Genomic DNA, 25,419 nt, shown 5'->3' on the forward strand with positions numbered 1-25,419 from the left:
GGCCTCCCGACACCCGTTCAGCGCCCGAAGCGTCGGTCCCGATCGGCGTAGTCGCGGATCGCACGGAGGAAGTCCACCTGTCGGAGATCAGGACCCAGCGCCTCGACGAAGTAGAACTCGCTGTGCGCGCTCTGCCACAACAGGAAGTCGCTCAGCCGCTGCTCCCCACTCGTGCGGATCACCAGGTCGGGATCGGGCTGACCGCCGGTGTAGAGGTGCTCGCCGATCATCTCGGGCGTGAGATGGGCGGCGAGGTCTTCCAGCGTGCCGCCTGATGCCTCGTGCTTCGTGATGATGCTCCGCACCGCGTCGACGATCTCATTGCGTCCGCCGTAGCCGACGGCGAGATTCACGTGCAATCCGGTGTGATCCTTCGTGCGCTTCTCGGCGTCGGAGAGGACGCGCGCGAGTTCCGCCGGGAGGATGTCGGATCGGCCGACGTGCTTGACCCGCCAGTTGCCTTCACGGGACAGAGCCTCGGCGAGTTCGGCGATGATCTCGATGAGGTCGGCGAGCTCCGCGGAATCGCGCTTTCGCAGGTTGTCGCTCGAGAGCAGATACAGCGACACCACGCGCACACCGAGCTCGTCGCACCAGCCGAGGAACTCTCGCATCTTGGCGGCGCCCGCCCTGTGGCCCTCTGCGGGCGTGTCCAGTCCGAGCTGACGCGCCCAGCGACGGTTGCCGTCGATCATCATCGCAACATGATGCGGCACGCTGGCCGGATCGAGGTGGCGACGCAGCCGGCTGGTGTAGAGCCGATACAGCGGCCCTCGCCCCGGGCTCTCGCGTGACATCACCTCCCTACGCTACCGTGTCGAGGCCCGCGGCATCGTGTGTGCGCGCTGAGGATATGTGCCCTGTGCGGTATGCGCGTCGGCTTAGAGTGAGCACGTGAGCACTCCTGAGCCCTCCGGCCCCGACGTCCCCCAGCTGCCCCTGCTCGAAGCGGCCGCCGTGGATGCGGCGACCGAGGTCAAGCCGACCTGGCGCGGATGGATCCACGCCGGCACGTTCCCGGTGGCTCTGATCGCGGGCATCGTCCTCATCGTCGTGGCCGATGGCGCCCCGGCGAAGTGGGCTTCCGCCGTGTTCATGCTCACCTCGCTGCTACTCTTCGGCAATTCGGCGCTCTACCACCGCATCGACTGGCGGCCGAAGGTGAAGGTGCTGCTCAAGCGCATCGACCACGCCAACATCCTGCTGCTGATCGCCGGTACCTACACTCCCCTGGCGGTTCTGGCGCTCCCGCCCGCGAAGGGCGTACTGCTCCTCTGCCTGGTGTGGGGCGGAACCCTCGTCGGCATCCTTTTCCGGGTCTTCTGGATCCACGCGCCGCGCTGGCTCTATGTCGCCCTGTACCTGCTGCTCGGCTGGGCGGCCGTGATGTACATCGTCGACCTCATGAACGCGAACTTCGCGATGATGGTGCTGGTGATCGTGGGAGGCCTTCTCTACACGGGGGGCGCCGTCGTCTACGCGCTCAAGAAGCCGAACCCCTGGCCGGGGCACTTCGGGTTCCACGAGATCTTCCACGTGTGCACGGTGCTCGCGTTCCTGTGCCACTGGACCGCGTGCCTGCTCATCGCGCTGTCACCGCTGTCGCCTTCGCTGGGCGCACCGTAGCGGTCGATCAGCGAGCGGGCGTGTCGCCTTCGCCCTCCGCTGAGGTCGTGCCGTCGGCTGTGGATTCGTTCGCTCCGGGTGCAGCGGCACCGCCCTCGGCCCGCGCCGCTTCTTCGGCGTCCAGCTCGTCACGCACCTCTTCGCGGTACCGGACCCGGCGGATGCGACGGTTCATGTCCCAGATCAGCAGGATCACCGCGATCACGACCACGACGATCGCGGCGAAGCCGACGAACCCCGGGGTGACCGACACCGGATCGACGGTCATGCTCGGCGTCGGCATCGGGGTCTCGGACAGAGAGAACATGAATCGGCCTTTCGTACGCAGGTCGCATAACCTGGTAACACCAGCCTAACGACCGGAAGACCCACCTGTGACGACCGCACAAGAGCTCGACGAACGCTATGGCCGAACCCGACGACGCCGGACGCCGTGGATCATCGGTGGCGTGATCGCGCTGTTGATCGTGGGCGCGTTCAGCTGGATGACCGTCGCCCAGTCGATGGCGTCCGTCGACGCGGACGACCTGGGCTTCGAACTCGTCGACGAGCACTCCGTGAACATCAGCTTCCAGGTGACCGGCGTGCAGGGCAAGGATGTCGTGTGCGCCGTGGAGGCCCTCGACGAGGAGTTCGGCGTAGTGGGTTGGAAGATCGTCGAGATCGAGGCCGGAGACAGCCACTCCCAGGCCCGCTCCGTCACCATTCCGACCGTCTCGGCGGCCACCACAGGTTTGGTGAACGCCTGCTGGGTCGCTTAGACTCGTGCCAGACAAGACGACGCCCCGGCACCGTGCCGGGGCGTCTTGGCATATCCCCCGCAGCATGCCGGAGGGATCCCGAAAGAAGGAGCTTCGTCATGTCCACCGATGCTCAGGTTCCCTTCCTCACGCAGGAAGCGTATGACCGGCTCGTCGCCGAGCTGGAGCACCTGTCCACCTTCGGCCGCGACGAGATCGCCAAGCGCATCGAGGCGGCCCGCGAAGAGGGCGATCTCAAGGAGAACGGCGGATACCACGCCGCCAAGGACGAGCAGGGCAAGCAGGAGGCGCGCATCCGCACTCTCGAAGGCCTGCTGAAGACCGCCAAGGTCGGCGAGGCTCCTGCCAGCCGCGGGATCGTCGAGCCCGGCACCGTGGTCACCGCCCTCGTCGCGGGCGGTGAAGAGGTCTTCCTCCTCGGCAGCCGTGAGATCGCGGCCGGCAGCGACCTCGACGTGTACAGCGAAGCCAGCCCGCTCGGTCAGGCCATCCTCGGCCTCAAGGTCGGCGAGAAGTCCTCCTACGAGGCTCCCAACGGGCGCTCGATCAGCGTCGAGATCGTGAACGTCGAGACCTACACGGGCTGAGCATCCTGTCAGACGCGCCCCCGCATCCTGTCGGACGCGGGGGCGCTTCTGCGTGATCGATCGGTGTGCTCAATCGGGGACGAGGATGGGCTCGAAGCCGGCGCGGCGCAGCGTGTCGAGCGTGTGCTCGGAGTGCTCGGGTCCGCGCGTCTCGACGCTGAGCTCAAGGATGACCTCGCTGATCTGGAGGCCGTGGCCGTGGCGGGTATGCATCGCCTCGATCACGTTCGCACCGGCCTCGGCGATGAGCTCCGACACGCGGGCCAGCTGGCCGGGGCGGTCGGGCAGAGGGATGCGGATCGTGAGGTAGCGACCGGAGGCGGCGAGTCCGTGGGAGACCACGCGCTGCAGCAGGAGCGGATCGATGTTCCCGCCCGACAACACGGCCATCGTGGTCCCCGTGGCCGACACCTTGCCGGCCAGGATCGCCGCCACGCCGGCCGCACCGGCGGGCTCCACCACGACCTTCGACTGCTCGAGCAGGATGAGGATGGCCCTCGCCAGGTCATCGTCGGAGACGGTGACGACCTCGTCGACGAGCTCTTTGATGATGTCGAAGGGGACCGCGCCCGGTCGAGCGACCAGGATGCCGTCGGCGATGGTCGGTCGCGTCACGATGTCGACGGGCTCTCCGGCCTCGAGCGAGGGCGGGACCGCGGCCGCGTTCTCGGCCTGCACGCCGATGATGCGGACCGTGCGCCCGAGCTCGGCGGCGCGTTCCTTCACCGCCGCGGCGACGCCGGCGATGAGACCTCCCCCGCCGATGCCGAGCACGACGGTGTCGACATCGGGTGCATCTTCGAGAAGCTCGAGACCGAGCGTTCCCTGCCCGATCACCACGTCGCGGTGGTCGAACGGGTGGATCAGCACCGCCCCCGTACGCTCCGAGAATTCGGCGGCGAGACGCAGGGATGTCGCCACCGTCTCGCCCTCCAGCACGACCTCCGCTCCGTAGCCACGCGTGGCGAGCAGCTTCGGCACGGGAACGCCCAACGGCATGAAGATGGTGGCGGGGATGCCGAGCTCCTGCGCGGCGAGCGCCACTCCCTGCGCATGGTTGCCCGCGGACGCGGCGACCACGCCGCGCGAGCGCTCCTCGGCGCTCAGCTTCGACAGCCGGTACGCCGCCCCGCGGATCTTGAACGACCCGGTGCGCTGGAGATTCTCCATCTTCAGCAGGACGGGGGCTCCGAGGATGTCGGAGAGGGCTCGCGAGGGCAGCGTCGGCGTGTGCGAGATCACCTCAGCCAGACTCTGAGCGGCGTGCTCGAACTCGGTCAGGCTGGGGACTGCGCTCATCGATTCCTCCGTCTCCGCTCGCGCGGAACTGTGCTCCAGATAAGGTCTCCGCTCGGCCCGACGCCGGTGCGCCAGGAGCCCGAGCTGATGGTCACCGCGGCGACGTTGACGAAGGCCGCCAGCGGCACAGCGAAGAGGGCGCCGGGGATGCCGGCGATCATCGCGCCACCCGCCACCACGAGGACGACGGCGAGCGGGTGCACCTTGACCGCAGAACCCATCATGATCGGCTGCAGGATATGCCCCTCGATCTGCTGGACGGCGAGGACCACCACGAGCATCCAGAGCGCGATCCACGGACCGTTGTACACGAGCGCGAGGAACACGGCGACGGCGCCGGTCACCACCGCACCCACGATCGGGATGAACGAGCCGAGGAAGACGAGCACGGCGACCGGGAGCGCGAGGGGCACCTGCAGCAGGAACGCCCCGAGGCCGATGCCGATCGCGTCGATGGTGGCCACGAAGAGCTGAGTGCGCGCGTAGTTCACGATCGTGGTCCACCCGTTGCGCGCGGCACCGTCGACAGCCGGGCGGGCCCGACGCGGGAAGATCTTGAGGGTCCAGCGCCAGATCCCCGCACCATCGGCCAGCAGGCAGATGAGGATGAACAGGGCGAGCAGGGCACCCGTGGCGACGTGACCGACCGTCGTGCCGATGGCGAGCGCGCCCGTCCAGAGTACCTGCGCCTGCTCGCTGATGAGATCCAGACCCTGCTGGAGGTAGTCGGCGATCTGCGTGTCCGAGAGGTTCAGCGGACCGTCGTGCAGCCACACCTGGAACTGATCGAACGCTTCGGTCGAGCGCGCCTGCACGTCGGGAAGCTGAGCCCGCACCTGCCAGACGACGAGCCACATCAATCCGGTGACGATGGCGGCCGTGCCGATCAGCGAGAGCGCGATCGCCAGCCAGCGCGGAAGACCATGTCGCAGCATCCACGAGAACGCCGGCCACAGCAACGCCGTGATGAGGATGCCCACCATCAGCGGGATGACGAGGAGCTTGAGCAGCATCACCAGCCAGATGAAGACGCCGATCGCGGCGGCGATCAGGAGCAGCCGCCAGGCATATCCCGCCGTTATCCGCAGGGGCAGGGGCACCGCCTCGTCGGCCTCGGTCGTCACGGTGCGGTCGGTGGAGACCGGGCGCGGACGGAACAGATCTCGCAGCCGGGGTCGCTGGTCCTCGCTCATCGCCCAAGTCTACGGTCATGCCGTATGCCGTCGGACGCATCCTTTCTCCGGGGGGTGGCATGTCGGCGGCCGGAGATAGCCTGGCCGTGTGACCGACACCCTCAGCTCCGCCCAGGCACGCCGCATCGCTCTGGCTGCTCAGGGCTTCACACGCACCCGCCCCGCATCGGTCACGGGGCGGCACGTGCACCGGGTCATGGACCGGCTCGGGGTGCTCCAGATCGATTCGGTCAACGTGTTCGCCCGGTCCCACTACCTGCCGTTGTTCTCGCGACTCGGCGCGTATGAACCCGCTCTCCTCGACCGCGTCTTCCTCTCCCGCACGACCCACTACGTGGAGTACCTCGCGCACGAGGCGACCTTCATCCCGGTCCAGGACTGGCCGCTGTGGCGGTTCCGCATGGAGGACTTCCGTCGGCGGTGGGCCGGCGAGGACTCCTGGATGAGCAGCAACGCGCGCACGGTGCAGTGGGTGCAGGACGAGTTGCGCGCGCGTGGGCCGCTGCGGCCGGCCGACCTCCGCGCCGATGCACCCCGAGAGCGGGGAACGTGGTGGGACTGGGACGATGTGAAGCTCGCCCTCGAGCACCTGTGGCGTGTCGGCGACGTCGCGATCAGCGGGCGCCGCGGTTTCGAGCGCACGTATGCGCTGGCCGCACATGTGATCCCCGACGGCATCCGCTCGCAGGAGGTCTCCCGCGCCGATGCGATTCTCGAGCTGACGCGCCGTGCGGCCCGTTCGAGCGGTGTCGCGACGCAGTCCGACCTCGCCGACTACTACCGGATCCGCGACCGGGCGGCCGTCGCCCGCGCGATCGCCGACCTCGCCGATGCGGGCGAGTTGCAGCCGGTGCAGGTGCGCGGCTGGGAACGTGGCGGGCGTCCACTCGCGGCCTGGCGGCATCGCGACGCGGTGCTTCCCCGGAGAATCGATGCGGCCGCGATCCTGACCCCGTTCGACCCCGTCGTATGGTTCCGCGATCGAGCACTCCGCGCGTTCGAACTCGACTACCGCATCGAGATCTATGTGCCGGCGGAGAAGCGTCGGTACGGCTATTACTCCTTGCCCGTCCTCGTCGGCGACCGCATCGTGGCGCGGGTCGACCTCAAGGCCGACCGCGCGACGTCGACGCTGCAGGTCCAGTCCGCCTGGTGGGAACCGCAGGCGCGCCCCGGCGATGCGGAACCGATCGCGGCAGAGCTCGCCCTCGCGGCGGGGTGGCAGGGTCTGGAGAACGTCTCGGTCTCCGGCTGGGGCGACGCCACCGATGCCCTGCATGCAGCGCTGGCGACGGGGGCGACGAACGGCCGTGCCGTGGGCCGTCACCTGCATGCGCGGGAGCGCCGGACGTGAGAAAGGCGCGTTGGTGGCTCATCGGCGGTGCCGCTGGACTCGTCCTGGCCGCCGCGTGCCTGTGGATCTGGCAGTCGACAGCCCACTCGTCCACTCCCGAGGAGGCGGCACTCGACTACCTGCACGCCCTGGAATCCGGCGACGCCGATGCTGTGGCGGCCACCGGGATGAAGGTCTCGACGTCCGCCCTCGACGCGTTCGACGCCGCGACCTCTCTGATCGAGGATGCGGAGGTCACGCGCGTCCGTGAAGACACCGACGGAGCATCCGCCGTCGCCGACATCTCGTTCCGCCTGGACGGCGCGGAGCAGGAGGCGCAGCTGAGCCTCGGCGTCGTGGAGGACCGTTGGATCGTCGACTCCACGGGTCTGGGCAGCCTGACCATCGAGTCGGGCATCGGCTCTGACGTGGCGATCGGCGACGCGACCATTCCGGCAGGGAAGGGTGTTCCGCTGCTGCCTGCGACCTACACCGTGGCTGCCGCGCCGACGACGCTGCTCGACGGCGAGAGATCGGTGTCGGTGCTGCCCGGCACGAAGACCTCGGCGACGGTCGATGTCGCCGTGCGCCCGGAAGCGACGGCTGCCGCACAGGACAGGCTCGACGAGCTCCTCGACACCTGTACCGCCCCAGCCACCACGGAGGCGGAGGGCTGCGGAATCCGAATCCCCTGGGGGACGGAGTTCCGCGAGGTGACCGGCATCCGCTATCGGATCGACGAGTCACCGACCATCGCGCTCTCCCCAGCCGGCTTCACGGCGGAGGGCGGAGTTCTCGTGGCCACCGTCACCGGGACCGGCCAGAACGGCGAACCTCGCACCACCACGTACCGCACCGACTCCTGGAGCCTGCGCGGCGACGTCTCATTCACCGCTGACGGCCTCGTCCTCTCACCGTGGTGAGCGGGGTCTGGTCAGGCAGAGGTCATCAGAACTGCACGCGCGGTGGCTCGGAGATGGCGCTGCTGTCGGCGACCTCGAAGAACTCCCGCTCGGAGAAGCCCAAGCCCTTCGCGAACAGGTTGTTCGGGAACACCTTGATCTTGGTGTTGAGCTCGCGCACACCGCCGTTGTAGAAACGGCGTGCGGCCTGGATCTTGTCCTCGGTGTCGACCAGTGCCTGCTGCACCTGGAGGAAGTTCGTGCTCGCCTGCAGCTGCGGGTACGCCTCGGCGACCGCGAACAAGCTGCGCAGAGCCTGTTGCAGGTGTCCCTCGGCGATGCCTGCTTCCCCGGGGCCTCCCGCCGACAGCGTCTCGGCACGCGCGCGAGTCACGTTCTCGAAGACGGCCTTCTCATGGGAGGCATATCCCTTGACCGTCTCGATCAGGTTGGGGATGAGGTCGGCTCGTCGCTTCAGCTGCACCGTGATTCCGCTCCACGCCTCATCGACGCGGACGTTCAGCTGCACCAGCGAGTTGTACGTGGCCCACAGATAGATGCCGACGAGCAGGATCACTCCGACAACGATCAGTACCGGCACGAGCCATTCCATCAGAGGCCCACCCTTCCTCGTGTTTCTCTCATCCTAGACGCGCAGCCTGCACGTGGACTGGGCATGCCCGGCGACGACCGCAGACCGATCAGCTGCCGAGGACCCGTTCAAGATAGCGGTTGGCGAATCGACGTTCGGGGTCGAGGCGATCGCGCAGCGTGACGAAATCGTCGAACCGCGGGTACCGCTCCCGGAGCGTCTCCGCGGTCAGCGTGTGGAGCTTGCCCCAGTGCGGGCGTCCCCCGTATTCGTGCATGATCTCTTCGACGGCACCGAAGTACTCCGTGGGGTCGGCTCGCCAGTACCGGTGCACGGCGATGTAGGCGCTGGCACGCCCATGGGCCGTCGACAGCCAGCGGTCGTCGGCGGCCGCGAACCGCACCTCGATCGGGAACTCGATCCGCCACCCTCGTCGGTCGATGAGCGCCCGGACCGCCTGGAAGGCGGCCACGGCGTTCTCGGCGGGGATCGCGTACTCCATCTCGCGGAATCTCACGGTCCTGCTCTGGATGAGCACCCGGTGCGACAGCTCGGTGTATTCGCGATCGCCCGTGAGCTTGACGGCGAGCCGGCTGAAGGGTGGAGTGATCGCGGGGATGACCTGGCCCGCCGCGCACACCACGCGATACACGCCGTTCGAGAGCAGCGTCTCATCGATCCATCGCCCGACCGCCGGGAGCGGCTTGCGGACCGTCGCCTCCGGCATGCGCGTCTGGCGCTTGGTCAGGGCCACATCGGTGTGGGGGAACCAGTAGAACTCGAAGTGATCGGCGGCAGCGACGCGCTCGTCGAGGCTGGCCAGCACCTCGTCCAGGGCCACCGGCTCGTCGATCGCGTGCATGACGAACGCGGGCACGCACTGGAGAGTCACCTCGACGACGATGCCGAGCGCGCCGAGGCCCAACGCCACGGCGGGCAGGAGCTCATTCTCGTGCTCCTCGTCAATGCGGAGGAACTCGCCGGCCGCCGTGACCATCGTGACACCGACCACCTGGGTCGCGAGGCCGCCGTATCCGGCTCCCGTTCCGTGCGTGCCCGTCGATATCGCACCGGCGATCGACTGCCGATCGATGTCGCCGAGGTTCTCCATCGCGAGCCCATAGGGCGCGAGCAGAGCCGGGATGCGGTGCAGCCGAGTGCCGGCGAGCAACGTCACCCGCCCGGTGGCGGTGTCCACGGAGACGAGGCCCTGCAGGTCGTCGAGTTCGAGCAGGACGCCCGGGGCCACCGCGATGCCCGTGAAGCTGTGACCGGCGCCGACGGCCTTCACCGGCAACCCGTGCTTGACTGCGGCGATCACCGCGCGCTGCACGCCCTCCGGGCTGCGCGGACGCTCCACACGCACGGGTCGGACCGAGGCCGAGCGGCCCCAGTTCTGCCAGGTGCCGCCGATTCTCGTCACAGGAAGGCCTTTCCCTCGCCGCGGTAGGTCGGCAGCTCGTCGATGATCTCGTCGCCCGAGACCAGGTGGTAACTCTCGATGCGCTCGGCCGGCTCGCCGCTCTTGGCATGACGGAACCAGACCCGGTCCCCCACGCCCAGCGACGTGGCCGTCGGACCCTGGAGCGGTGTCTGCACTTCTCCAGCCGCTTCCCGGGAGAGCGTGTGGAGCCCTTCCGGCCATACGGGACGCGGCTGACGGGACGCGACTGCGGGGCCGGAGGCGATCCAGCCTCCGCCGAGCACGGTGGCGATGTCGACGGCCGGGCGCCGCACCACGTCGAACGCGAACGCCGAGGCTGGGGCCGGTCGGAACGAACGGTACCCGTCGAACAGATGGCCGCCCAGGAGCCCGCTCCCCGCACTCGCCTCGGTGAGGGACTCGTCGCTTCCGGTGAACTCGAGCGATCCGGTGCCACCGCCGTTGAGGATCTCCAGCGGAGCGATCGCGCCGACGGCGGAGACGATGGCTGCCCGGCGTTCCCGCAGCTCATTGCGCGAGCGGGCCTGCACCATCCGGATCAACGGCGCATCGGGCCCGGCGTCATCGCCCTGTCCCGCGATCTGCGCGTCATACATCTGCAGTCCGACGAGCCGGAACCCTGGCCGCGCGACCACCTTGCGAGCGAATGCCGCCACCTCTCCGGCGCTGAACAGCGCCGAGCGTCGGACGCCGATGTGGCCGAGGAGCGACGAGCGCCAGGAGGCGTCGACGTCGATCGCGACGCGTAGTTCGGGGCGCGACCCCGGGCCGGCGACGCTGTCGATCAGATCGAGATGCACGAGGTCGTCGACCATCAGGGTGATGCGCTGCGCGGCCTGCTCGTCGGCGAACAGCCGTTCCAGTCCTCCGCGATCCACGGTCGGGTAGCCGAGCATGATGTCGTCGTGCGTCTCGGCGAGCCAGAGCGCTTCCTCCAGCGTGAAGGCGAGGATGCCGTGGAACCCGGGCAGCGCGAGCACGGCATCGAGCACGGATCGCACGCGCACCGACTTCGAGGCGACACGGATCGGCAGCCCGCCGGCCCGCACCAGAAGGTCCATGGCGTTGTAGCGGAGCGCCTCCCTGTCGATCACCGCGACCGGGGCGGGGAGATGCCCGGTCACGGCGGACAGGCGCGGCCAGTAGCGGGCCGGGTCCTCCCACTCGGGGGCGACCGCGGGCGCACCATGGACGGGGCTCAGTTCGTCGATGAGGTCGAGCACTCCCCCACCCTAAGGCCTCATCGGACTCGGGATCACCCCCTGCGGCACCGCGTCGCATGCGGGCACGGCGATAGGCTGGCGGCGAGGCCCCCGTAGCCCAATGGCAGAGGCAGGCGACTTAAAATCGCTTCAGTCTGGGTTCGAGTCCCAGCGGGGGCACACCGGGGTTCGGCCCCCGCCCTCTCAGTCTTCGATGTCGATGGCTCGCTTCTTCTCGCCCGAGGCCTCACGGATCCTCCGCACGATCAGGACGACGAGTGCGATCGCGATCGCCGAGTACACGACGTAGTCGAGATAGCCGAGATACTGCTCCAACTGCTCGTGCTGCGTGCCCAGCGCTGCGCCGACGCCCAGCAGGAGTGTGTTCCAGAGGCCGCTGCCGATGACCGTGTAGATGCTGAACGTCACGAGGTTCATGCGGGATGCGCCCGCCGGGATCGAGATGAGGCTGCGGACGCCGGGGACCATCCGCCCGACCAGCACGGTCCAACCGCCGCTGCGCACGAACCAGTCCCCTCCCCGCTCGAGGTCGGACCGGCTCACCAGCCGAGTGGCCGCCAGCATGCGCACGGCCCGATCCATGCCGATCGCGGCACCGAGTCCGTACAGCAGCAAAGCGCCCAGCAGGGACGCGAGAGTGCTCCAGAAGATCAACCACCCCAGGTTCAGGGCGCCGCTCTGGCTGAGGTACCCCGCGAACGGCAGGATGACCTCGCTCGGGATGGGGGGCACCAGGACTTCGAGGAAGACCAGCACACCCACCCCGACATCCCCGAGTGCGGTGAGGACGTCGGCCGCGAATCCGGTGAGCCCGGTGAAGCCATGATCGGCGGCAGCAGTGAGGACCATCCGCGATCAGCGCCCGAAGATGTCGCCGATACCGGGGATGCCGAGATTGCCGAGTTGCTCGCCCCACCCGCTCGCCGCATCGCCCAGACCCGACACGGTCTCGCCGGCCGAGCCCAGGAGCTCACCGGCACCTCCCGTGAGCGACTCGACGTCGATGCCGGCGGCCAGGGACTCGATGTCGATGCCCTCCGCCATAGCGCCGAAGTCGACGCCGCTGTTCGCGGCCTGCTCCAACAGGGGCCCCGCCACGGTGCTGAGGACGGCCCCGCCCGCCACCACGCCGAGCAATCCGACGGCCGCGCCACCAGCCGCGACCGCCGCACCACCAGCCGCGCCACCGATACCGGCTCCACGTGCTCGCGACAGCAGTCCGCGCATCCGGCCCGGCTTCATGGCCTCAGCACGTCCGGCGGCGCGGGCGAGGTCGTCCGCCGACGAGGACCGCGGTCGCTCACCGGGTTCGAGCTCCTGCCTCATCCGGGCCTCGACCTGCGCGCGCTGGTCAGGTGTGAGGCGGGCGAACGCCTCGCGGTGGATCTGTTCGACACGCTGCGGATCCGCCGTCTGGAGGAGGTAGTCGTAGCGGGCGATGGCCGCTCGGTCGGCGTCGGTCACGGCGTGTGAGCCCCGCGCGGTTCCGGGAGGAGGCGGCGCGTACGGGTCTGCAGCAGATGGTGCCGTGTGCGCGGGACGCGGTCGTCCACCGGACGCGGCCGGCGGCGCGTACGGGTCGGCCGACGAAGGCCTGTCCTGGCCTGACGACCGTGCGGGGTCGGCAGGACCGCGGACCGCGTCGACTGCTCCACGGAGCATGCCTCCCCAGTCCGTCGACCGGGACCCGTCCTGCGAGCGCGATCGGTCGGCCGCGTGAGGGTCGCGCCCCGTGCCGGCGTTCTTCTCGAGTGCTTCGGATGCCATTCCGATCAGTCGGGAGAGCTTTCCCATGAGTGGTCCCTTTCGTGGTGCGGACCACCGCGAATCCACGACGCCGGGACGACGGCAGGGTTCTCTCGGCAGCCCGCGATGCGGGTGCCAAGGTCTCCTCCACCCTCACGGGCCGGCGGGCCGGAGCACGATCTCGTGCTCGTAATGACGACGTCGCCGCATTCGGGAGTACTCCCCTTGCTCGCGTGACGATACCGGCCGTACCTATGCATGGCCTCGGAGCCGCCCCGCAGAGACGAACATCGGCCCCGACGCGGAGCGCGTGGGGCCGATGTTCGTGTGCGAGCGTGTCTGCTACTTGGCGGCAGCCTCGGCCGGCTCGGGAGCCTTCTCGGCGGCGGGCTTCTTCGCGGCGGGCTTCTTCGCCGCCGGCTTCTTCGCGACCGGCTTCTCCGTCACCTCGGCCGATGCGGCCGGAGCGGCCTTGGCCGCCGACTTCTTCGCAGCCGGAGCAGCCTTCGCGGCCGGAGCAGCCTCTGCCACGGGCGCGGCCGGAGCAGCCGGGCGCGGGCGCGCCGCGAACTCCTCGAAGACGTAGCGCGGGTTCTGCACGGTCTCGAGGTTCACCAGGTCGCGGCCGAGCCACAGGTTGTTCCACCAGCCCCAGATGACGCGGAACTTGCGCTCCCAGGTGGGCATCGCGAGACCGTGGTAGCCGCGGTGCGCGACCCAGGCCACGAAACCCTTGAGGGCGATCTTGCCGGACTGGAAGACACCGTTGTACAGGCCGAGGCCGGCGACGGCACCGAGGTTCTTGTGGAAGTACTCCTTGGGCTTCTCTCCCCGGAGGACCGCGACGAGGTTCTTCGCGAGCAGCTTGGCCTGGCGGACCGCGTGCTGGGCATTCGGCACGCAGAAGCCGCCGACCCCGCCACCGGACAGGTCGGGAACGGCCGAGACGTCTCCGGCCGCCCACGCTCCCTCGACGAACGCCTCGGGAGTGCCGACGCGCAGGTCGGCGCGGGTCTGGATGCGACCGCGCTCCTCGACCGGCAGGTCTCCGCCGCGGACGACGGTCGGGTTGGCCATGACACCCGCGGTCCACACGATGACGTCGGTCGGGATGACCTCACCGGTGGAGAGCTCGACGTTGCCGTCGACGGCGCTCGTCAGCTGCGTGTCGAGGTGCACGTTGGCTCCGCGCTTGGCCAGGTCCTTGAGCACCCACTCGCTGGTCTGCAGCGAGACCTCGGGCATGATGCGGCCCATCGCCTCGATGAGGTGGAAGTGCGTGTCGTCGAAGCTGATCTGCGGGTACTTGGCCACCAGCGCGGACGCCAGCGAACGCAGCTCGGCGAACACCTCGATGCCGGCGAAGCCACCACCGACGACCACGACGGTCAGCAGACGGTCGCGCTCAGGCCCGGCCGGGAGGGAGGCGGCCTTGTCGAAGTTCGACATGACCTTGTCGCGGATCGCGACGGCCTCTTCGATCGTCTTCAGACCGATCGCGTTGTCGGCGATGCCGGGGATCGGGAAGGTACGCGACACGGCACCGGCGGTGACGACGATCTGGTCGTACGCGAACTCGTACGGCTCACCCACGGGCGGTGTGATGGTCGCGACCTTCTGCGCGTGGTTGATGTTCGTCACCTTGGCGGTGAGGACGTTCGTGCGCTTGAGGTGACGACGGTGCGCGACCACCGAGTGTCGCGCCTCGATGGAGCCGGCGGCGACCTCGGGCAGGAACGGCTGGTACGTCATGTACGGCAGCGGGTCGACCATGGTCACGTCGGCTTCGCCCTTGCGCAGGTGCTTCTCGAGCTTCCACGCGGTGTAGAAACCCGCGTACCCTCCGCCGACGATCAGGATCTTGGGCACAGTGCTGTTCTGAGGCACAGAAGAACTACTCCTCGGAGTCGGGGGTGTGGCGTACGGAAATGCGCGCCGATCGGATGCGCCGGGCAGCTGCGGTGACGCCAAGCGCTACCAGGATACCAGGGACGGTGAGCGCAATGAGCGGCAGGGTACCGTAGCGCAGTGAATCCGCGCTGGGAAGCAACGGTGAACCCGCCTCGGTCGGAGCGTCTGCGGCCGGAAGAGGGGGAACGGCGACCGGAGTCCTCGTCTCCACCGGCTGCGGTTCCGACTGCGCACGGCGGAACACGCGGATCCACTCCGCCAGGTCTCCCATGGGGTTCTCGCTCACCGCGGGGATGTTCGCAGAGATCGCCGCCGCCGCATCCACCAGCCCGTACCCGTACAGCGGATCCTGGGGCTTGATCGCATCGTCGACCGGAATCGCGGTCTTGATGATGCGGTTGATGACGTCGATCGCCTTGATGTCGGGGTGCGCCGAGCGGATCAGCGCCGCGACTCCGGCGACGATGGGCGCCGCACCGCTCGTGCCGCGCCAGGGGACGACCGAGCCATCGGCCGAGACACCGATCAGGCCTTCGCTGGGCGCCGAGATCCCGATCGTGATGCCCTGCGTCGACGCCTCGATGCTGGCCGTGCCCGTCTGGTCGACGCCGCCGACGGTGAGCACGCCGGGAATGGTCGCCGGGGCGCCGATGATGTTCGTCCCGCTCCCCCGGTTGCCGGCGGCGACGACCACCACCACGTCGTGCTCGAAGGCGTACAGGAACGCCTCGTCCCAGCTCTCGTCCCAATCGAGCGTGTTCGTGGTGAACGACAGGTTGATGACGTCGGCCCCGTTGTCGACGGCCCACTTCATGCCCTTCGCCACCTGTTCCGTGAACGGCACCGCCGCGGCCGCACCGAAACCCACGGAGATCGAGAGCAGGTTGGCCTCCGGAGCCACGCCGATCATGCCCGTTCCGTCCGGTGCACCGCGTCCGGCAGCCAGCGAAGCCACCCAGGATCCATGGTTGCCGTCGACGGCGCCCAGAGGGGTGCGTCCGTCCGGAGTACCGGCCCCCGACACGTCCGTGCCCCCGACGACCGCGTCGCCGAAGACCGACGGCACCTTGCCGATGCCCGTGTCGATCACCGCGATCGTCACGCCCTTGCCGCGGGTCGTCTGCCAGGCCTCGCGGATGCGTGCGCCGTCGAGCCAGTACTCCGAGGCGCGGACCGGATCTGCGGGGTCATCGGGGATCGGCGGCGGCGTGGCGGAGGCGCCGATGAGCAGCACGGTCGCCGCGACCACCACGATGGCGGCAGCGCTGCGCAGCTTCCGGCGCGCGGTCATGCCGAGGGGGCCGCCCCGTCGCGCACGGCGGCACCGGGGTCTTCGCAGCGGCAGACCGAGGGCGACCATGAGGAGCGTGCGAGTGCGGCGTCGCCGATCGGGTTGACCCCGGGGCCCGCAGCCAGGGCATGTCCGGCCAGGGCGTGCAGGCACTTGACACGCGTGGGCATGCCTCCGGCGGAGATGCCGTCGATCTCGGAGACCTCTCCGAACTGCCCACGGTCGGCGAGATAGGCCTCGTGGGCTGCGAGGTAGGCCGCGGCCACGTCTTCGTCGTCGGCGAGGAGGGCGGCGAGCTCCGGCATCACCTGGGTGGCCTCGAGCGTCGACATCGCCGCGGTCGCCGCCGGGTGCGTCAGGTAGTAGAACGTGGGGAACGGCGTGCCGTCCGGCAGACGCGGGGTGGTCGCGACGACCGTCGGGTTGCCGCACACGCAGCGGGCCGCGATACCCACCATGCCTCGGGCGGGACGACCGAGCTGAGCCGATACGACGGCGAGTTCGGCGGGCGTGGGGGCGGGGAACGGCGGCGTGGTCACCCCACCAGCGTAGGGGAGCCGCCAGGGAGGATGCTCGGAGCGAATGCTCAGGGAGCGACGGCGGCCGTGTCGCTGAGCCCGGTCGAGACCACGGTGCGCAGCAACTGCGGCATCCAGTCCGTCGGCGTCTCGACGAGCGTCTCGCTCACGGGGTCCTGCTCACGCGGAAGTGCTGCGGGGTCGAGGTCGTTGTCGACCAGGTAGACGACCTCGCCGGGCTTGACGTAGTAGAGGCGTTCGCGGGCCTGGGTGGCGATGTACGCGGGGTCGTTCCAACGCTCGCGTTCCGCGACGAGCGCCTCGATCTGGTCTTCGCTCACCTTCACCGATGCCTCGAGAGCAGCGATCTTCTGACGCTGATCGATGAAGGTCCCGAGCGTGGGCACGAGCACCCAGGCTCCCAGCACCACGAGAGAGAGCATGATGACGGAGAACGCCGAGAGCCGGATGCCGGATGCCCACTCGCGCACGTCGACGCGAGGCGCCTCGCCTCGGGACGCGCTCGACGCACGCCGAGACGACGTCGTCGCTGCCTGCGCCCGGGGCTTCGCGCCCTTCTTCGTGGGCGAGGGCGTCGGCTGCGCTCGCGGAGACGACGAAGGAGGAGCCGGTCGTCGTGCCACGGCTCCTCCTTCGTCGTGCCGGCTCAGCGGCGGTGTTCACCGCCGTGTCGGCGGCTTCTTCGATGTGTCGTGCGTTCAGGCCTGGTAGCGCGGGAACGCCGAGCGGCCGGCGAAGACCGCGGCGTCGCCGAGCTCTTCCTCGATGCGCAGCAGCTGGTTGTACTTCGCGACACGCTCGCTGCGGGCAGGGGCGCCCGCCTTGATCTGGCCCGCGTTGGTCGCGACGACCAGGTCGGCGATCGTGGTGTCCTCGGTCTCGCCCGAGCGGTGCGAGAGCATTGCCGTGTACCCGGAGCGCTGCGCCAGGCTGACGGCGTCGAACGTCTCGGTGAGCGTGCCGATCTGGTTGACCTTGACGAGCAGCGAGTTGGCGACGCCACGCTTGATGCCGTCGGCGAGACGCTGCGGGTTGGTGACGAACAGGTCGTCGCCGACCAGCTGGACCTTGGAGCCCAGGACGTCGGTGAGGTGCTTCCAGTTGTCCCAGTCGTCCTCGGCGAGAGCGTCTTCGATCGTGACGATCGGGAAGTCGTTCACGAGTCCGACGTAGTACTCGGTGAGCGCGGCGGCGTCCCAGTCCTTGTTGTCGAGACGGTAGACGCCGTCCTTGAAGAACTCGGTCGCGGCGACGTCGAGCCCGAGGGCGATGTCGGTTCCGGGCGTGAACCCGGCCTTCTCGATCGCCTTCACCAGGAAGTCGAGGCCCTCACGGTTGCTGGGCAGGTCGGGAGCGAAGCCGCCCTCGTCGCCCAGACCGGTCGCGTAGCCGGCGGCCTTCAGCTCGGCGCGCAGCACGTGGTAGGTCTCGACACCCCACCGGAGTGCCTCGGAGTAGGTCTCGGCGCCGATCGGCGCGAGGAAGAACTCCTGCATGTCGATGCCGTTGTCGGCGTGCTCGCCACCGTTGATGACGTTGAACAGCGGAACGGGCAGCACGTGCGCGTTCGGGCCGCCGAGGTAGCGGAACAGCGGGAGGTCGGCCGAGTCCGCGGCGGCCTTGGCCACGGCCAGGCTCACGCCGAGGATGGCGTTGGCGCCGACGCGCTTCTTGTTCTCGGTGCCGTCGACATCGATCAGGATCTCGTCGACGATGCGCTGCTCGCTCGCCTCGACACCCTCGATCGCCGGTCCGAGCTCATCGATGATGGCCTCGACGGCCTTCAGCACGCCCTTGCCGCCGTAGCGGCTCTTGTCTCCGTCGCGGAGCTCGTACGCCTCGAACGCGCCCGTGGATGCGCCGGACGGAACGGCCGCCCGCTGCACGATGCCGTCGTCGAGGAGGACCTCCACCTCGACGGTCGGGTTTCCGCGCGAGTCGAGAATCTCGCGTGCGCCTACAGCCTCGATCAGTGCCACTGATGTGCTCCTTGCTCAGGGGGAAAACGTTGTGTGGAGCGTCGTCGATCCGCGCCCAGTCTAGCCCGGCCTCCCGACGGACTCCGGGACTCGCCCGGACGCGAATCGCCCGCGGCGGGAAGCCCCGGAAGGTCAGACGACCACGGCGATCGCGAAGCCGTCCCATCCCTTCACGCCCACGGTCTGCAGGGCCGTGGCATCGAAGCGCGGATCCTCCCCCAGCATCCGCAGTCCGTCGCGGGTGCCCACGACCTTGGGATCGGTGCTGTCGTCGCGGACGATCTCGCCCTCGCGCCCGATGTTGTCGAGCACGATCACCGTGCCGGGGTGCCCGAGCTTCGCCGCCCAATCGAGGTAGATCGTGTTCGACTCCTTGTCGGCATCGATGAACACCAGATCGAATCCGCCGACCAGGGTCGGCAGCACGTCCGCTCCCCGCCCCACCCGGATGTCGACGCGATCACCGACCCCCGCGGCGTCGATGCTGGCACGGGCGACCGCCGCGTTGTCCGATTCCGCCTCGATCGTCACGACCCGTCCTTCGGCGCCGACGGCGCGGGCGAGCCAGATCGTCGAGTAGCCGCCGAGCGTGCCGATCTCGAGCACGCGGCGCGCGCCGCTGATGCGGACCAGCAGGTTCAGCAGTTTGCCGGCGACGGGCGCGACCTCGATCTCCGGGAGGCCGGCGGCCCGCTGCGCAGTGAGGGCCGACTCCAGCGCCGGATCGGGACCGACGAGCAGATCGGAGAGGAAGCTGTCGGCGTCGGACCAGGCTGCGGGGGTGGATTCCATGGCCTCAGCCAACCCCCGGCGCCGCCCTCCGTCAAGGCCGCGGTGCCGAGAGCAGCCGCCCCGACGCGTCGGCGAGCTCGGGCTGGGCACGGAACTGTCCCGTCAGCTGCAGCACCACCGCGACGAGCGCGAGGACGACCCAGGTCGCGACGCCGAGTGGTCCCGCCAACGCCAGGTCGGGCTGCGTCGCGGCGACGATGAGGATGAGCCCCGCCGCGGCGTTCAGAGATCCGTGCGCGATGACCGCCGGCCACACCGATGCGGACCGCAGCCGCAGCCAGCCGAGCAGGACGCCCCAGGCCACGCATCCACCGATCATGAACAGGATGCCCGTGATGTCGGTGCGCCCGAAGTTGTAGCCGAGCAGGATGATCGGGCTGTGCCACACGCCCCAGATCACGCCGCTGAGGATCAGGGCCGGCCAGGTGCCGAGCGGGCGCAGCGCCGGAAGCAGCCACCCCCGCCAGCCGAGCTCCTCGCCGAACGCGAAGAGGCTGTTGAACAGCGCGCCGACGGGGATCATCGCGAGCTGCGCGAACACGACGACCTGGACAGGAGGCAGTGGCGTTCCGGCCGGCACTGCCTTCTCGAGCTCGGCTGCGAGAGCCGAGAACGTCAGGTCGAGCTGCACGAAACCGAGCGCGGCGGAGAGCAGGACGCCCAGGCCCACCAGCAGCGGCGGAACGAGCCACCCCGCGACCATGAGCCAGATCACGCGCTTCGCGGGGCGCAGCGGCCACAGTCCGAGGAAGCGGGCGCGCTGCCCGGGTGCGGGGACGCGCATCGCGAAAGTGACGATGAGAGCCGCCACCGCAGGCGTGAACATCATCACCGGCAGCAGGAACACCGAGCTCGGCTCGGCGAGCCCGTCGCCCAGCCACAGGGGCAGGGCGACCAGCCAGGAGAGGACGAAGGAGACCGCCACGAAGACGATCACCGCGGTCCACGGCACACGGCGCGGGTTCAGGGTCTGGTCGTTCATGAGGTCTCCTTTCCGGAGTCCGTCGATCGATCGGTCGAGGGGATGGCCACGGTCCGCGCGCGGTCGACATAGGCCTGGAGCAGCGCCGCGGCTTCTTCCGCGCCGTCGATGGTGACGATGAAGGGTCGCCGGCCCCGTCGGGAGACCTCGATCGCAGATCCGCGGCGCATGACGATCCCGGTGCGCCCGTCGACGGCGATGCGCCATCCCCAGCCGCCGAACTCGCCGAACGGGGAGATGTCGACAGCGCGCGCCGCCTCGACCTCGTCGAGCGGGACACGGATGCGCGGCCAGCCCAGCAGGGCACGAGCGGAGAAGCCCTCCGGTGTGACCGTGACGCGGAACGAGGCGGTCGCCGCGAGGGCGAAGCCCACGACGACCACGACCAGCGCGACGATCCAGCCACCCTCGACGCCGGTGCCGAGCATGTACGCGGCGAGCGCGACGAGACCGAGGAGCACGAACAGCAGGAAGGCGAGCGCGCCGCGCGGCATCGTCGTCGTGGCGACCCACACGACGCGTTCGCCCTTCGCGACGTGCACCGAGTAGCGGGGTTCGAGCGTGCGCCCCTGCTCCGGCCGCACGCGCGGCTGCACGGCCCAGGCGATGCCGCCGACCAGAAGGAGTGCGGCGAACGCGAGTGCCATGGTGCCCCCGATGCCGGGCGATTCCGCGGGGTCGGCGAGCTCACGCTGGATCGCGAGGGATCCGAGGCTCATCACGGCCGCGAAGGCGGACATCCCCGCGGAGAGTGCGCCCATCAGCCGGGCCGCCCCGCCCCAGTGCGCACCGACGGACGCGAGGGTGACGATCGCCATCAGCGCCGGCAAGCCGAGCCCGACCCCGACGAGGATCCAGAGATACACGGACGGCGGGCCGAACCGGTCGGCGCCGCTCACACCCCAATGGGTCGCCACCTGTGGCGGCAGCGTGGGCAGCCAGGCGAGCAGGATCACGACGGCGACGGCGGTGATCACGATCGGCAGGATCACCGCGACGACGAAGAAGGTCAGCCGAGCGCGTCGCAGCAGCGCAGGCGGCGTGCGGGTGAGGTCGTGGATGGTCATGGCGAGTCCTCCTCGCGGCTGTCGGGGCGGTCGGGATCGGAACGGGGGAGATCAGAACGGTCGAGATCGGATCGGGCGTCACGGTGCGCATGAACGATGCCGGCGAGCGTGTCGGCGGAGACGCCGAGGGCTGCGGCACGGCGCACCAGCTCGTCGATGTCGTGAGCGAGTTCGGCGAGGGGCGCAGCCGAGGCCGCGATGACCGCTCCCCTCCCGCGACGCAGATCGACCAACCCCTCATCGCGCAGCCGCTGGTAGGCGTGCAGGACGGTGTGCTGGTTGATGTCGAGCGCTTCGGCGACGTCGCGGGCCGCGGGAAGGCGATCGCCGGGCGCGAGGACCCCGGTGAGGATGTCGGAGCGGATGGAGGCCGCCACCTGGTCGTAGAGCGCGCGGGGGCTCTCGGGATCGACGCGGATGAGCATCCGACCCTCCTCTCCTATCATCGCTACTTATTCTATGCGAACTATAACAACTGTGCCAACCCTCCAGACGTCTTCGTCGCTTCCGCCCTGGTGCCGCACACTGGCCTTCATGCGCATCACTCCCCGCCGTCTCGCGATCGGCATGAGCCTGTGGATCCCCAACCTCTTCAGCGGCATCCGCATCCGCCGCTTCAGCGAGGACTGGACGCACGCGACCGTCGAGCTGCACGTCAACGTCTTCACCCGCAACTACGTCAAGACCGCGTTCGGCGGCTCGATGTCGGCGATGACCGACCCGTACTTCTTCATGCTGGTCATGCACCAGCTCGGACGCGACCACGTCGTGTGGGACACCCGCGGCGAGATCGAGTTCCTCAAGCCCGGCCGAGGCGTGCTCACCGCCGAGTTCGAGGTGTCGAAGGAGAAGGCGGAGGAGATCCGCGAGCGTGCACGCGGCGGAGCCAAGGTGCTCGAGTGGTTCGAGACCGTCATCACCGACCGTGAGGGCGACGTCGTCGCGAAGGTGCGCCGCGAGGTCTACATCCGGGAGAAGAAGCGCGTCACCGCTTCGCGGGGCTGATCCCGCCGGCGAGCGTCGACGCCCTCGCGATCAGGGTGGGGGCGAGGCGCACGGTGTCGTGCGCGGTCGATGCGCCCGACACCAGTCCGAGGACGAGCTCCAGAGCCGTGCGACCGCTCTCCTCGAACGGCTGCCGCACGGTCGTGAGGTCGAGCGCCGCAGCGACCTCGCCGTCGTCGTAGCCGACGACAGCGAGCGGAGCGGTGTCGGGGTCCGCGCGCAACGCCGACAGCACCGCGGCGGCGAACTGGTCGTGGTTCGCGACGATCGCCGTCGCACCCGCGGCGCGGGCCGCAGCGATCACCCGGCCGTCGACCGCGGAGGGATCGGGGACCGCCAGGTCGGTCATCGCCAGGTGCTGCGTGAGCCCTTCGATACGGAGCATCCCGGCCGACACGTAGGCCGGCGAGCGCTGCGGCTCATGCACGAACAGGACACGACGATGTCCGAGGCCGGCGAGGTGGCGGCCGATCTGCGCACCGCCGTCACGGTCGTCGACGAGGACGACCGGACCTCCCACGTCCGACCGCGTCGGCACCACGTCGACGTAGACCACCGGGATGCGCGCGGCCCTGCTCGCCCGTCGTGCCGCGCCGCCGAGCGGAACCCCCATCACCACGAGGCCGGTGGCGTCCGTGCGCGTGGGCAGCACGTCGAGCAGCGGCTCATCGGCGGCCGCCGCCGAATCGAGGTCGTAGGGGATGATGTCGACCGCCGCATCCCTGGCCCTGCGGAGCATCCCGGACAGGCGACGCAGGTACGAGGGGTAGGTCGTGAACGGTGCAGCGACCGCGATGCGCGCGGCCCCCACGCGCCGCCCCTGCGTCATCCGATACCCGAGCGCGGTGGCCGCGGCGACGATGCGTTCGCGGGTCTCGGGTCGCACCCTGTGCGGCGCACTCACCGCCAGCGACACGGTGGAGATGCTCACTTCCGCGCGCTCCGCGACGTCGTAGATGGTGACCCGTCCCGGTCGTGCGCGCATGCTCGGACTTCCCTTCTTCATCGAAGTTCTTCGATTGCTCAGACTAGGTCGGAACCCGCCCCGGTCGGAACCCACCGGTGCGGAACCGTCGAAGGAGATGCCCGATGCCGACACCGCGGTCCCGATTCCGGCGCCCGACCCTCGACAGCGCCGTGGCAGCGTGGGAGGAGCGGGTCGCGCCTCTGCTCGAGGAGGAACCCGCAGACCCCGCAGGACGACGCCGGGTCGCTGCCAGGAACGACGACACCGTGAGCGCCGCGCTCGGGATCACGCCGCTCCCCACCGCCGCCGAGGAGCACATCGTTCCGGTCGACGGGCACCCCGACGTACGCGTGCGCGTCTACTGGCCCGGCGAGGAGCGCACGCCACCCGGCTCGGGCCTCCCCGCGCTGGTGTACTTCTACGGCGGCGGATTCACGATCGCCGGGATCGACTGGGTCTCGTGGGACGCGCGGTTCCGAGCCCGAGCACGCGATGCGGGGATCGTGATCGTCGCCGCCGACTACGCCCACGCCCCGGAGCAGCAGTTCCCGACCCAACCGGAGCAGTGCTGGGCGGCTTTCGAGTGGACGCACACCCACGCGACGGAGCTGGGGGCATCGCCGGACCGCCTCGCCGTGGGCGGGGCCTCATCGGGAGGCGACCTCGCCGCAGCCGTGACGCTGATGAACCGCGATCGCTCGGCGCATCCGATCGCCCTGCAGCTGCTGGAGAACCCCGCACTCGATCTGACCATGGGTCATGCCGACATGGCCGGCATCGATGCGCGGATGCCGGGAGTCATCGTGCGCGCGGTCGGCCGCACCCTGGTCCGGCAGTATGTCGGCGAGGATGCCGCGGCCGCTCGCCTCCCGTATGCGTCCCCGTTGCGGGCCGCATCGCACGAGGGGCTTCCGCCCGCCGTGATCCTCACCTCCGAGCTCGACCCCCTGCGCGGCGACGGAGAGGCCTATGCCCGAGCGCTCTCCGCCTCCGGGGTCCCGGTGACCGCGATGCGCTTCATCGGACAGACGCACGGCTCGCTCGGTTCGACCGGATTCGTGCCCGCAGCGGATGCCGCGCATCGCCTGGTCGTCTCCGAGCTGCGCACCCTCCACGGAAGGACGCCGTCATGAGCGACCAGGAGCAGCACGAGCCGCCGCTGAGTCCGGCGATCCTGGAGTGGATCCAGCGCATCCGCGAGCTCTCCGCGACACTCCCCGAGCTGGAGTCGCCCGCCATGGGTGCGCGTCGCCGGGCGCAGCGGGAGCTGAGCGACCTCCTGGCCTCCGAATTCACCGCGCCGGTTCCCTCGGGCGTGGAGATCGACGACCTGACGGTGGCGGGAGGGGAAGGTCCGCTGCGCGCCCGACGGTTCCGCACCGTAGCCGCGCCGGGCGCCCTCCCCACGATGCTGTGGCTGCACGGCGGCGGTTGGACCGGCGGCACGATCGACGAGTCGCTCAACGATCGGCTCTGTGCGGATCGCGCACTGCGCTCCGGCGTCCAGATCATGTCGCTCGAATACCGGCTGGCACCCGAGCACCCGTTCCCCGCTCCGGTCGACGACGCCGTCGCGGCCTTGGCGGATCTGCGCGAACGCGCGGACGAGCTCGCGATCGATGCGGGTCGGCTGGGCGTGGGCGGCAACTCCGCCGGCGCGACCATCGCGGCCTCCGCCGCGCTGCGCGAGCGCGACGCCGGAACATCTCTGCACCACCAGGCACTCGAAGTGCTTCCGGCCGCGCTGCGCCTCGTCGGCGCATCGATGCCCCGCCGCCTCGCCGCCGCGGACTGGGAGGCGGCCATGCGCCTCGCCGAGGTCTATCGCTCCGGCGCTCCCCTCGCCGACGCTTCTCCGCTGGACGCGCCGGATCACCGCGACCTCGCTCCCGCCCTGATCCTCGCCGCCGAATTCGATCCCCTCCTGGACGGCGCGACGGCGTACGCCGACGCGCTGCACGAGGCCGGAGTCCCCGTGGTCCTGCGCATCGGCGCCGGCCACGACCATGCCTCCCCCGGCCTGACCGGTCGGTGGGAGGGGGCACGCCAGTGGCGCGACGTCTTCGTCCGGGAACTCGCCGATGCCTACCGCTCCGCCGGCCACTCCCCCGCGGATGCAGTGACGACCACGGGAGCGCACCTGTGACACTTCCCCACCCCGACCGAGATCCGGAGACGAT

General features: G+C 69.7%; 27 protein-coding genes and 1 tRNA gene. 9 read left to right on the top strand and 19 right to left on the bottom strand.

All coding sequences use genetic code 11. The annotated features are described in order from the left end of the window. Positions 1–17: 17 nt before the first annotated feature. A complete protein-coding gene (locus MST3598_RS11915) occupies positions 18–797 on the bottom strand; it encodes an isoprenyl transferase (protein ID WP_029260386.1) in 780 nt (259 codons plus the stop codon). 97 nt (positions 798–894) lie between these two features. Here MST3598_RS11915 and trhA point away from each other — a divergent pair, with 97 nt between their 5' ends. Further along, the gene (trhA, locus tag MST3598_RS11920; RefSeq protein WP_021199544.1) at positions 895–1,626 is read left to right on the top strand and encodes a PAQR family membrane homeostasis protein TrhA; all 732 of its coding nucleotides are present in this window, start codon (positions 895–897) and stop codon (positions 1,624–1,626) included. A 7-nt stretch (positions 1,627–1,633) separates the two neighbouring features. Here trhA and MST3598_RS11925 read toward each other — a convergent pair whose 3' ends face one another. Further along, on the bottom strand, positions 1,634–1,933 hold the full coding sequence (locus tag MST3598_RS11925) for a hypothetical protein (protein ID WP_021199543.1): 300 nt from the start codon (positions 1,931–1,933) through the stop codon (positions 1,634–1,636). A 67-nt stretch (positions 1,934–2,000) separates the two neighbouring features. On the opposite strand from MST3598_RS11925, the gene MST3598_RS11930 reads away from it, so the two are divergent. Together MST3598_RS11930 and greA are read left to right on the top strand one after the other, a co-directional pair. Continuing rightward, positions 2,001–2,387 (top strand): DUF4307 domain-containing protein, encoded by a 387-nt coding sequence (locus MST3598_RS11930; protein ID WP_021199542.1) that lies wholly within the window; start codon positions 2,001–2,003, stop codon positions 2,385–2,387. A 98-nt stretch (positions 2,388–2,485) separates the two neighbouring features. Then, positions 2,486–2,974: a transcription elongation factor GreA gene (greA, locus tag MST3598_RS11935; RefSeq protein WP_021199541.1), complete on the top strand. Its 489-nt coding sequence runs from the start codon at positions 2,486–2,488 to the stop codon at positions 2,972–2,974. Between the two features lie 69 nt (positions 2,975–3,043). Here greA and ilvA read toward each other — a convergent pair whose 3' ends face one another. Both ilvA and MST3598_RS11945 read right to left on the bottom strand, forming a co-directional pair. After that, positions 3,044–4,273 (bottom strand): threonine ammonia-lyase, encoded by a 1,230-nt coding sequence (ilvA, locus tag MST3598_RS11940; RefSeq protein WP_029260387.1) that lies wholly within the window; start codon positions 4,271–4,273, stop codon positions 3,044–3,046. Further along, positions 4,270–5,466: an AI-2E family transporter gene (locus tag MST3598_RS11945; RefSeq protein ID WP_029260388.1), complete on the bottom strand. Its 1,197-nt coding sequence runs from the start codon at positions 5,464–5,466 to the stop codon at positions 4,270–4,272. Before MST3598_RS11945 ends, ilvA begins: the two co-directional genes overlap by 4 nt. A gap of 88 nt (positions 5,467–5,554) precedes the next feature. Here MST3598_RS11945 and MST3598_RS11950 point away from each other — a divergent pair, with 88 nt between their 5' ends. Beyond that, the gene (locus MST3598_RS11950; RefSeq protein ID WP_036271868.1) at positions 5,555–6,820 is read left to right on the top strand and encodes a winged helix-turn-helix domain-containing protein; all 1,266 of its coding nucleotides are present in this window, start codon (positions 5,555–5,557) and stop codon (positions 6,818–6,820) included. Beyond that, complete coding sequence (locus MST3598_RS11955; RefSeq protein ID WP_029260390.1) at positions 6,817–7,722, top strand: hypothetical protein; 906 nt, start codon at positions 6,817–6,819, stop codon at positions 7,720–7,722. The genes MST3598_RS11950 and MST3598_RS11955 overlap by 4 nt, the downstream gene beginning before the upstream one ends. Positions 7,723–7,747: 25 nt before the next feature. Here MST3598_RS11955 and MST3598_RS11960 read toward each other — a convergent pair whose 3' ends face one another. The 3 genes from MST3598_RS11960 to MST3598_RS11970 form a co-directional block, all read right to left on the bottom strand. Next, positions 7,748–8,314, bottom strand: coding sequence for a LemA family protein (locus MST3598_RS11960; RefSeq protein WP_021199536.1), 567 nt, complete (start codon positions 8,312–8,314; stop codon positions 7,748–7,750). An 88-nt stretch (positions 8,315–8,402) separates the two neighbouring features. Then, complete coding sequence (locus MST3598_RS11965; protein WP_021199535.1) at positions 8,403–9,716, bottom strand: D-arabinono-1,4-lactone oxidase; 1,314 nt, start codon at positions 9,714–9,716, stop codon at positions 8,403–8,405. Further along, entirely contained in the window at positions 9,713–10,960 is a 1,248-nt protein-coding gene (locus tag MST3598_RS11970) for an alanine racemase (protein ID WP_021199534.1), read from the bottom strand. The genes MST3598_RS11965 and MST3598_RS11970 overlap by 4 nt, the downstream gene beginning before the upstream one ends. Before the next feature lie 86 nt (positions 10,961–11,046). Between MST3598_RS11970 and MST3598_RS11975 the strand changes: the two genes are divergently transcribed. Further along, a tRNA-Leu gene (locus MST3598_RS11975) sits at positions 11,047–11,119 on the top strand. A gap of 24 nt (positions 11,120–11,143) precedes the next feature. On the opposite strand, the gene MST3598_RS11980 is transcribed toward MST3598_RS11975, so the two are convergent. The 11 genes from MST3598_RS11980 to MST3598_RS12030 all read right to left on the bottom strand — a co-directional run bounded on the left by MST3598_RS11980 (position 11,144) and on the right by MST3598_RS12030 (position 21,692). Then, complete coding sequence (locus tag MST3598_RS11980) at positions 11,144–11,809, bottom strand: DedA family protein (RefSeq protein ID WP_029260392.1); 666 nt, start codon at positions 11,807–11,809, stop codon at positions 11,144–11,146. A 6-nt stretch (positions 11,810–11,815) separates the two neighbouring features. Continuing rightward, complete coding sequence (locus MST3598_RS18675) at positions 11,816–12,424, bottom strand: hypothetical protein (RefSeq protein WP_231494486.1); 609 nt, start codon at positions 12,422–12,424, stop codon at positions 11,816–11,818. Between the two features lie 624 nt (positions 12,425–13,048). Further along, positions 13,049–14,575 (bottom strand): NAD(P)/FAD-dependent oxidoreductase, encoded by a 1,527-nt coding sequence (locus MST3598_RS11990; protein WP_036271870.1) that lies wholly within the window; start codon positions 14,573–14,575, stop codon positions 13,049–13,051. 25 nt (positions 14,576–14,600) lie between these two features. Next, complete coding sequence (locus tag MST3598_RS11995; RefSeq protein ID WP_029260395.1) at positions 14,601–15,908, bottom strand: S8 family serine peptidase; 1,308 nt, start codon at positions 15,906–15,908, stop codon at positions 14,601–14,603. Next, complete coding sequence (locus MST3598_RS12000) at positions 15,905–16,447, bottom strand: DUF501 domain-containing protein (protein WP_029260396.1); 543 nt, start codon at positions 16,445–16,447, stop codon at positions 15,905–15,907. Before MST3598_RS12000 ends, MST3598_RS11995 begins: the two co-directional genes overlap by 4 nt. 47 nt (positions 16,448–16,494) lie before the next feature. Next, positions 16,495–17,070, bottom strand: a complete 576-nt coding sequence (locus MST3598_RS12005; RefSeq protein ID WP_021199528.1) for an FtsB family cell division protein — start codon at positions 17,068–17,070, stop codon at positions 16,495–16,497. 75 nt (positions 17,071–17,145) lie between these two features. After that, positions 17,146–18,426 (bottom strand): phosphopyruvate hydratase, encoded by a 1,281-nt coding sequence (eno, locus tag MST3598_RS12010; RefSeq protein WP_021199527.1) that lies wholly within the window; start codon positions 18,424–18,426, stop codon positions 17,146–17,148. Between the two features lie 132 nt (positions 18,427–18,558). Further along, positions 18,559–19,218: an O-methyltransferase gene (locus MST3598_RS12015; protein ID WP_021199526.1), complete on the bottom strand. Its 660-nt coding sequence runs from the start codon at positions 19,216–19,218 to the stop codon at positions 18,559–18,561. Between the two features lie 31 nt (positions 19,219–19,249). After that, positions 19,250–20,200, bottom strand: a complete 951-nt coding sequence (locus MST3598_RS12020) for a CPBP family intramembrane glutamic endopeptidase (protein WP_029260398.1) — start codon at positions 20,198–20,200, stop codon at positions 19,250–19,252. Next, positions 20,197–21,267 carry a DUF1648 domain-containing protein gene (locus tag MST3598_RS12025; protein ID WP_029260399.1) on the bottom strand — a complete coding sequence of 357 codons (1,071 nt, stop codon included), beginning with the start codon at positions 21,265–21,267 and terminating at the stop codon, positions 20,197–20,199. The genes MST3598_RS12020 and MST3598_RS12025 overlap by 4 nt, the downstream gene beginning before the upstream one ends. Further along, on the bottom strand, positions 21,264–21,692 hold the full coding sequence (locus tag MST3598_RS12030; RefSeq protein WP_231494487.1) for a GntR family transcriptional regulator: 429 nt from the start codon (positions 21,690–21,692) through the stop codon (positions 21,264–21,266). The genes MST3598_RS12025 and MST3598_RS12030 overlap by 4 nt, the downstream gene beginning before the upstream one ends. A 109-nt stretch (positions 21,693–21,801) precedes the next feature. Between MST3598_RS12030 and MST3598_RS12035 the strand changes: the two genes are divergently transcribed. Beyond that, positions 21,802–22,272 carry a PaaI family thioesterase gene (locus MST3598_RS12035; RefSeq protein ID WP_021199522.1) on the top strand — a complete coding sequence of 157 codons (471 nt, stop codon included), beginning with the start codon at positions 21,802–21,804 and terminating at the stop codon, positions 22,270–22,272. On the opposite strand, the gene MST3598_RS12040 is transcribed toward MST3598_RS12035, so the two are convergent. Then, the gene (locus MST3598_RS12040; RefSeq protein ID WP_029260401.1) at positions 22,253–23,257 is read right to left on the bottom strand and encodes a LacI family DNA-binding transcriptional regulator; all 1,005 of its coding nucleotides are present in this window, start codon (positions 23,255–23,257) and stop codon (positions 22,253–22,255) included. The two genes, MST3598_RS12035 and MST3598_RS12040, sit on opposite strands and share 20 nt — an antisense overlap. Positions 23,258–23,361: 104 nt before the next feature. On the opposite strand from MST3598_RS12040, the gene MST3598_RS12045 reads away from it, so the two are divergent. Together MST3598_RS12045 and MST3598_RS12050 are read left to right on the top strand one after the other, a co-directional pair. After that, positions 23,362–24,372, top strand: a complete 1,011-nt coding sequence (locus tag MST3598_RS12045) for an alpha/beta hydrolase (protein WP_029260402.1) — start codon at positions 23,362–23,364, stop codon at positions 24,370–24,372. Beyond that, complete coding sequence (locus MST3598_RS12050) at positions 24,369–25,385, top strand: alpha/beta hydrolase fold domain-containing protein (RefSeq protein WP_096359592.1); 1,017 nt, start codon at positions 24,369–24,371, stop codon at positions 25,383–25,385. The genes MST3598_RS12045 and MST3598_RS12050 overlap by 4 nt, the downstream gene beginning before the upstream one ends. Positions 25,386–25,419: the final 34 nt, after the last annotated feature.

Source organism: Microbacterium sp. TPU 3598 (assembly GCF_002356155.1).
Classification (GTDB): Bacteria; Actinomycetota; Actinomycetes; order Actinomycetales; family Microbacteriaceae; genus Microbacterium; species Microbacterium maritypicum_A.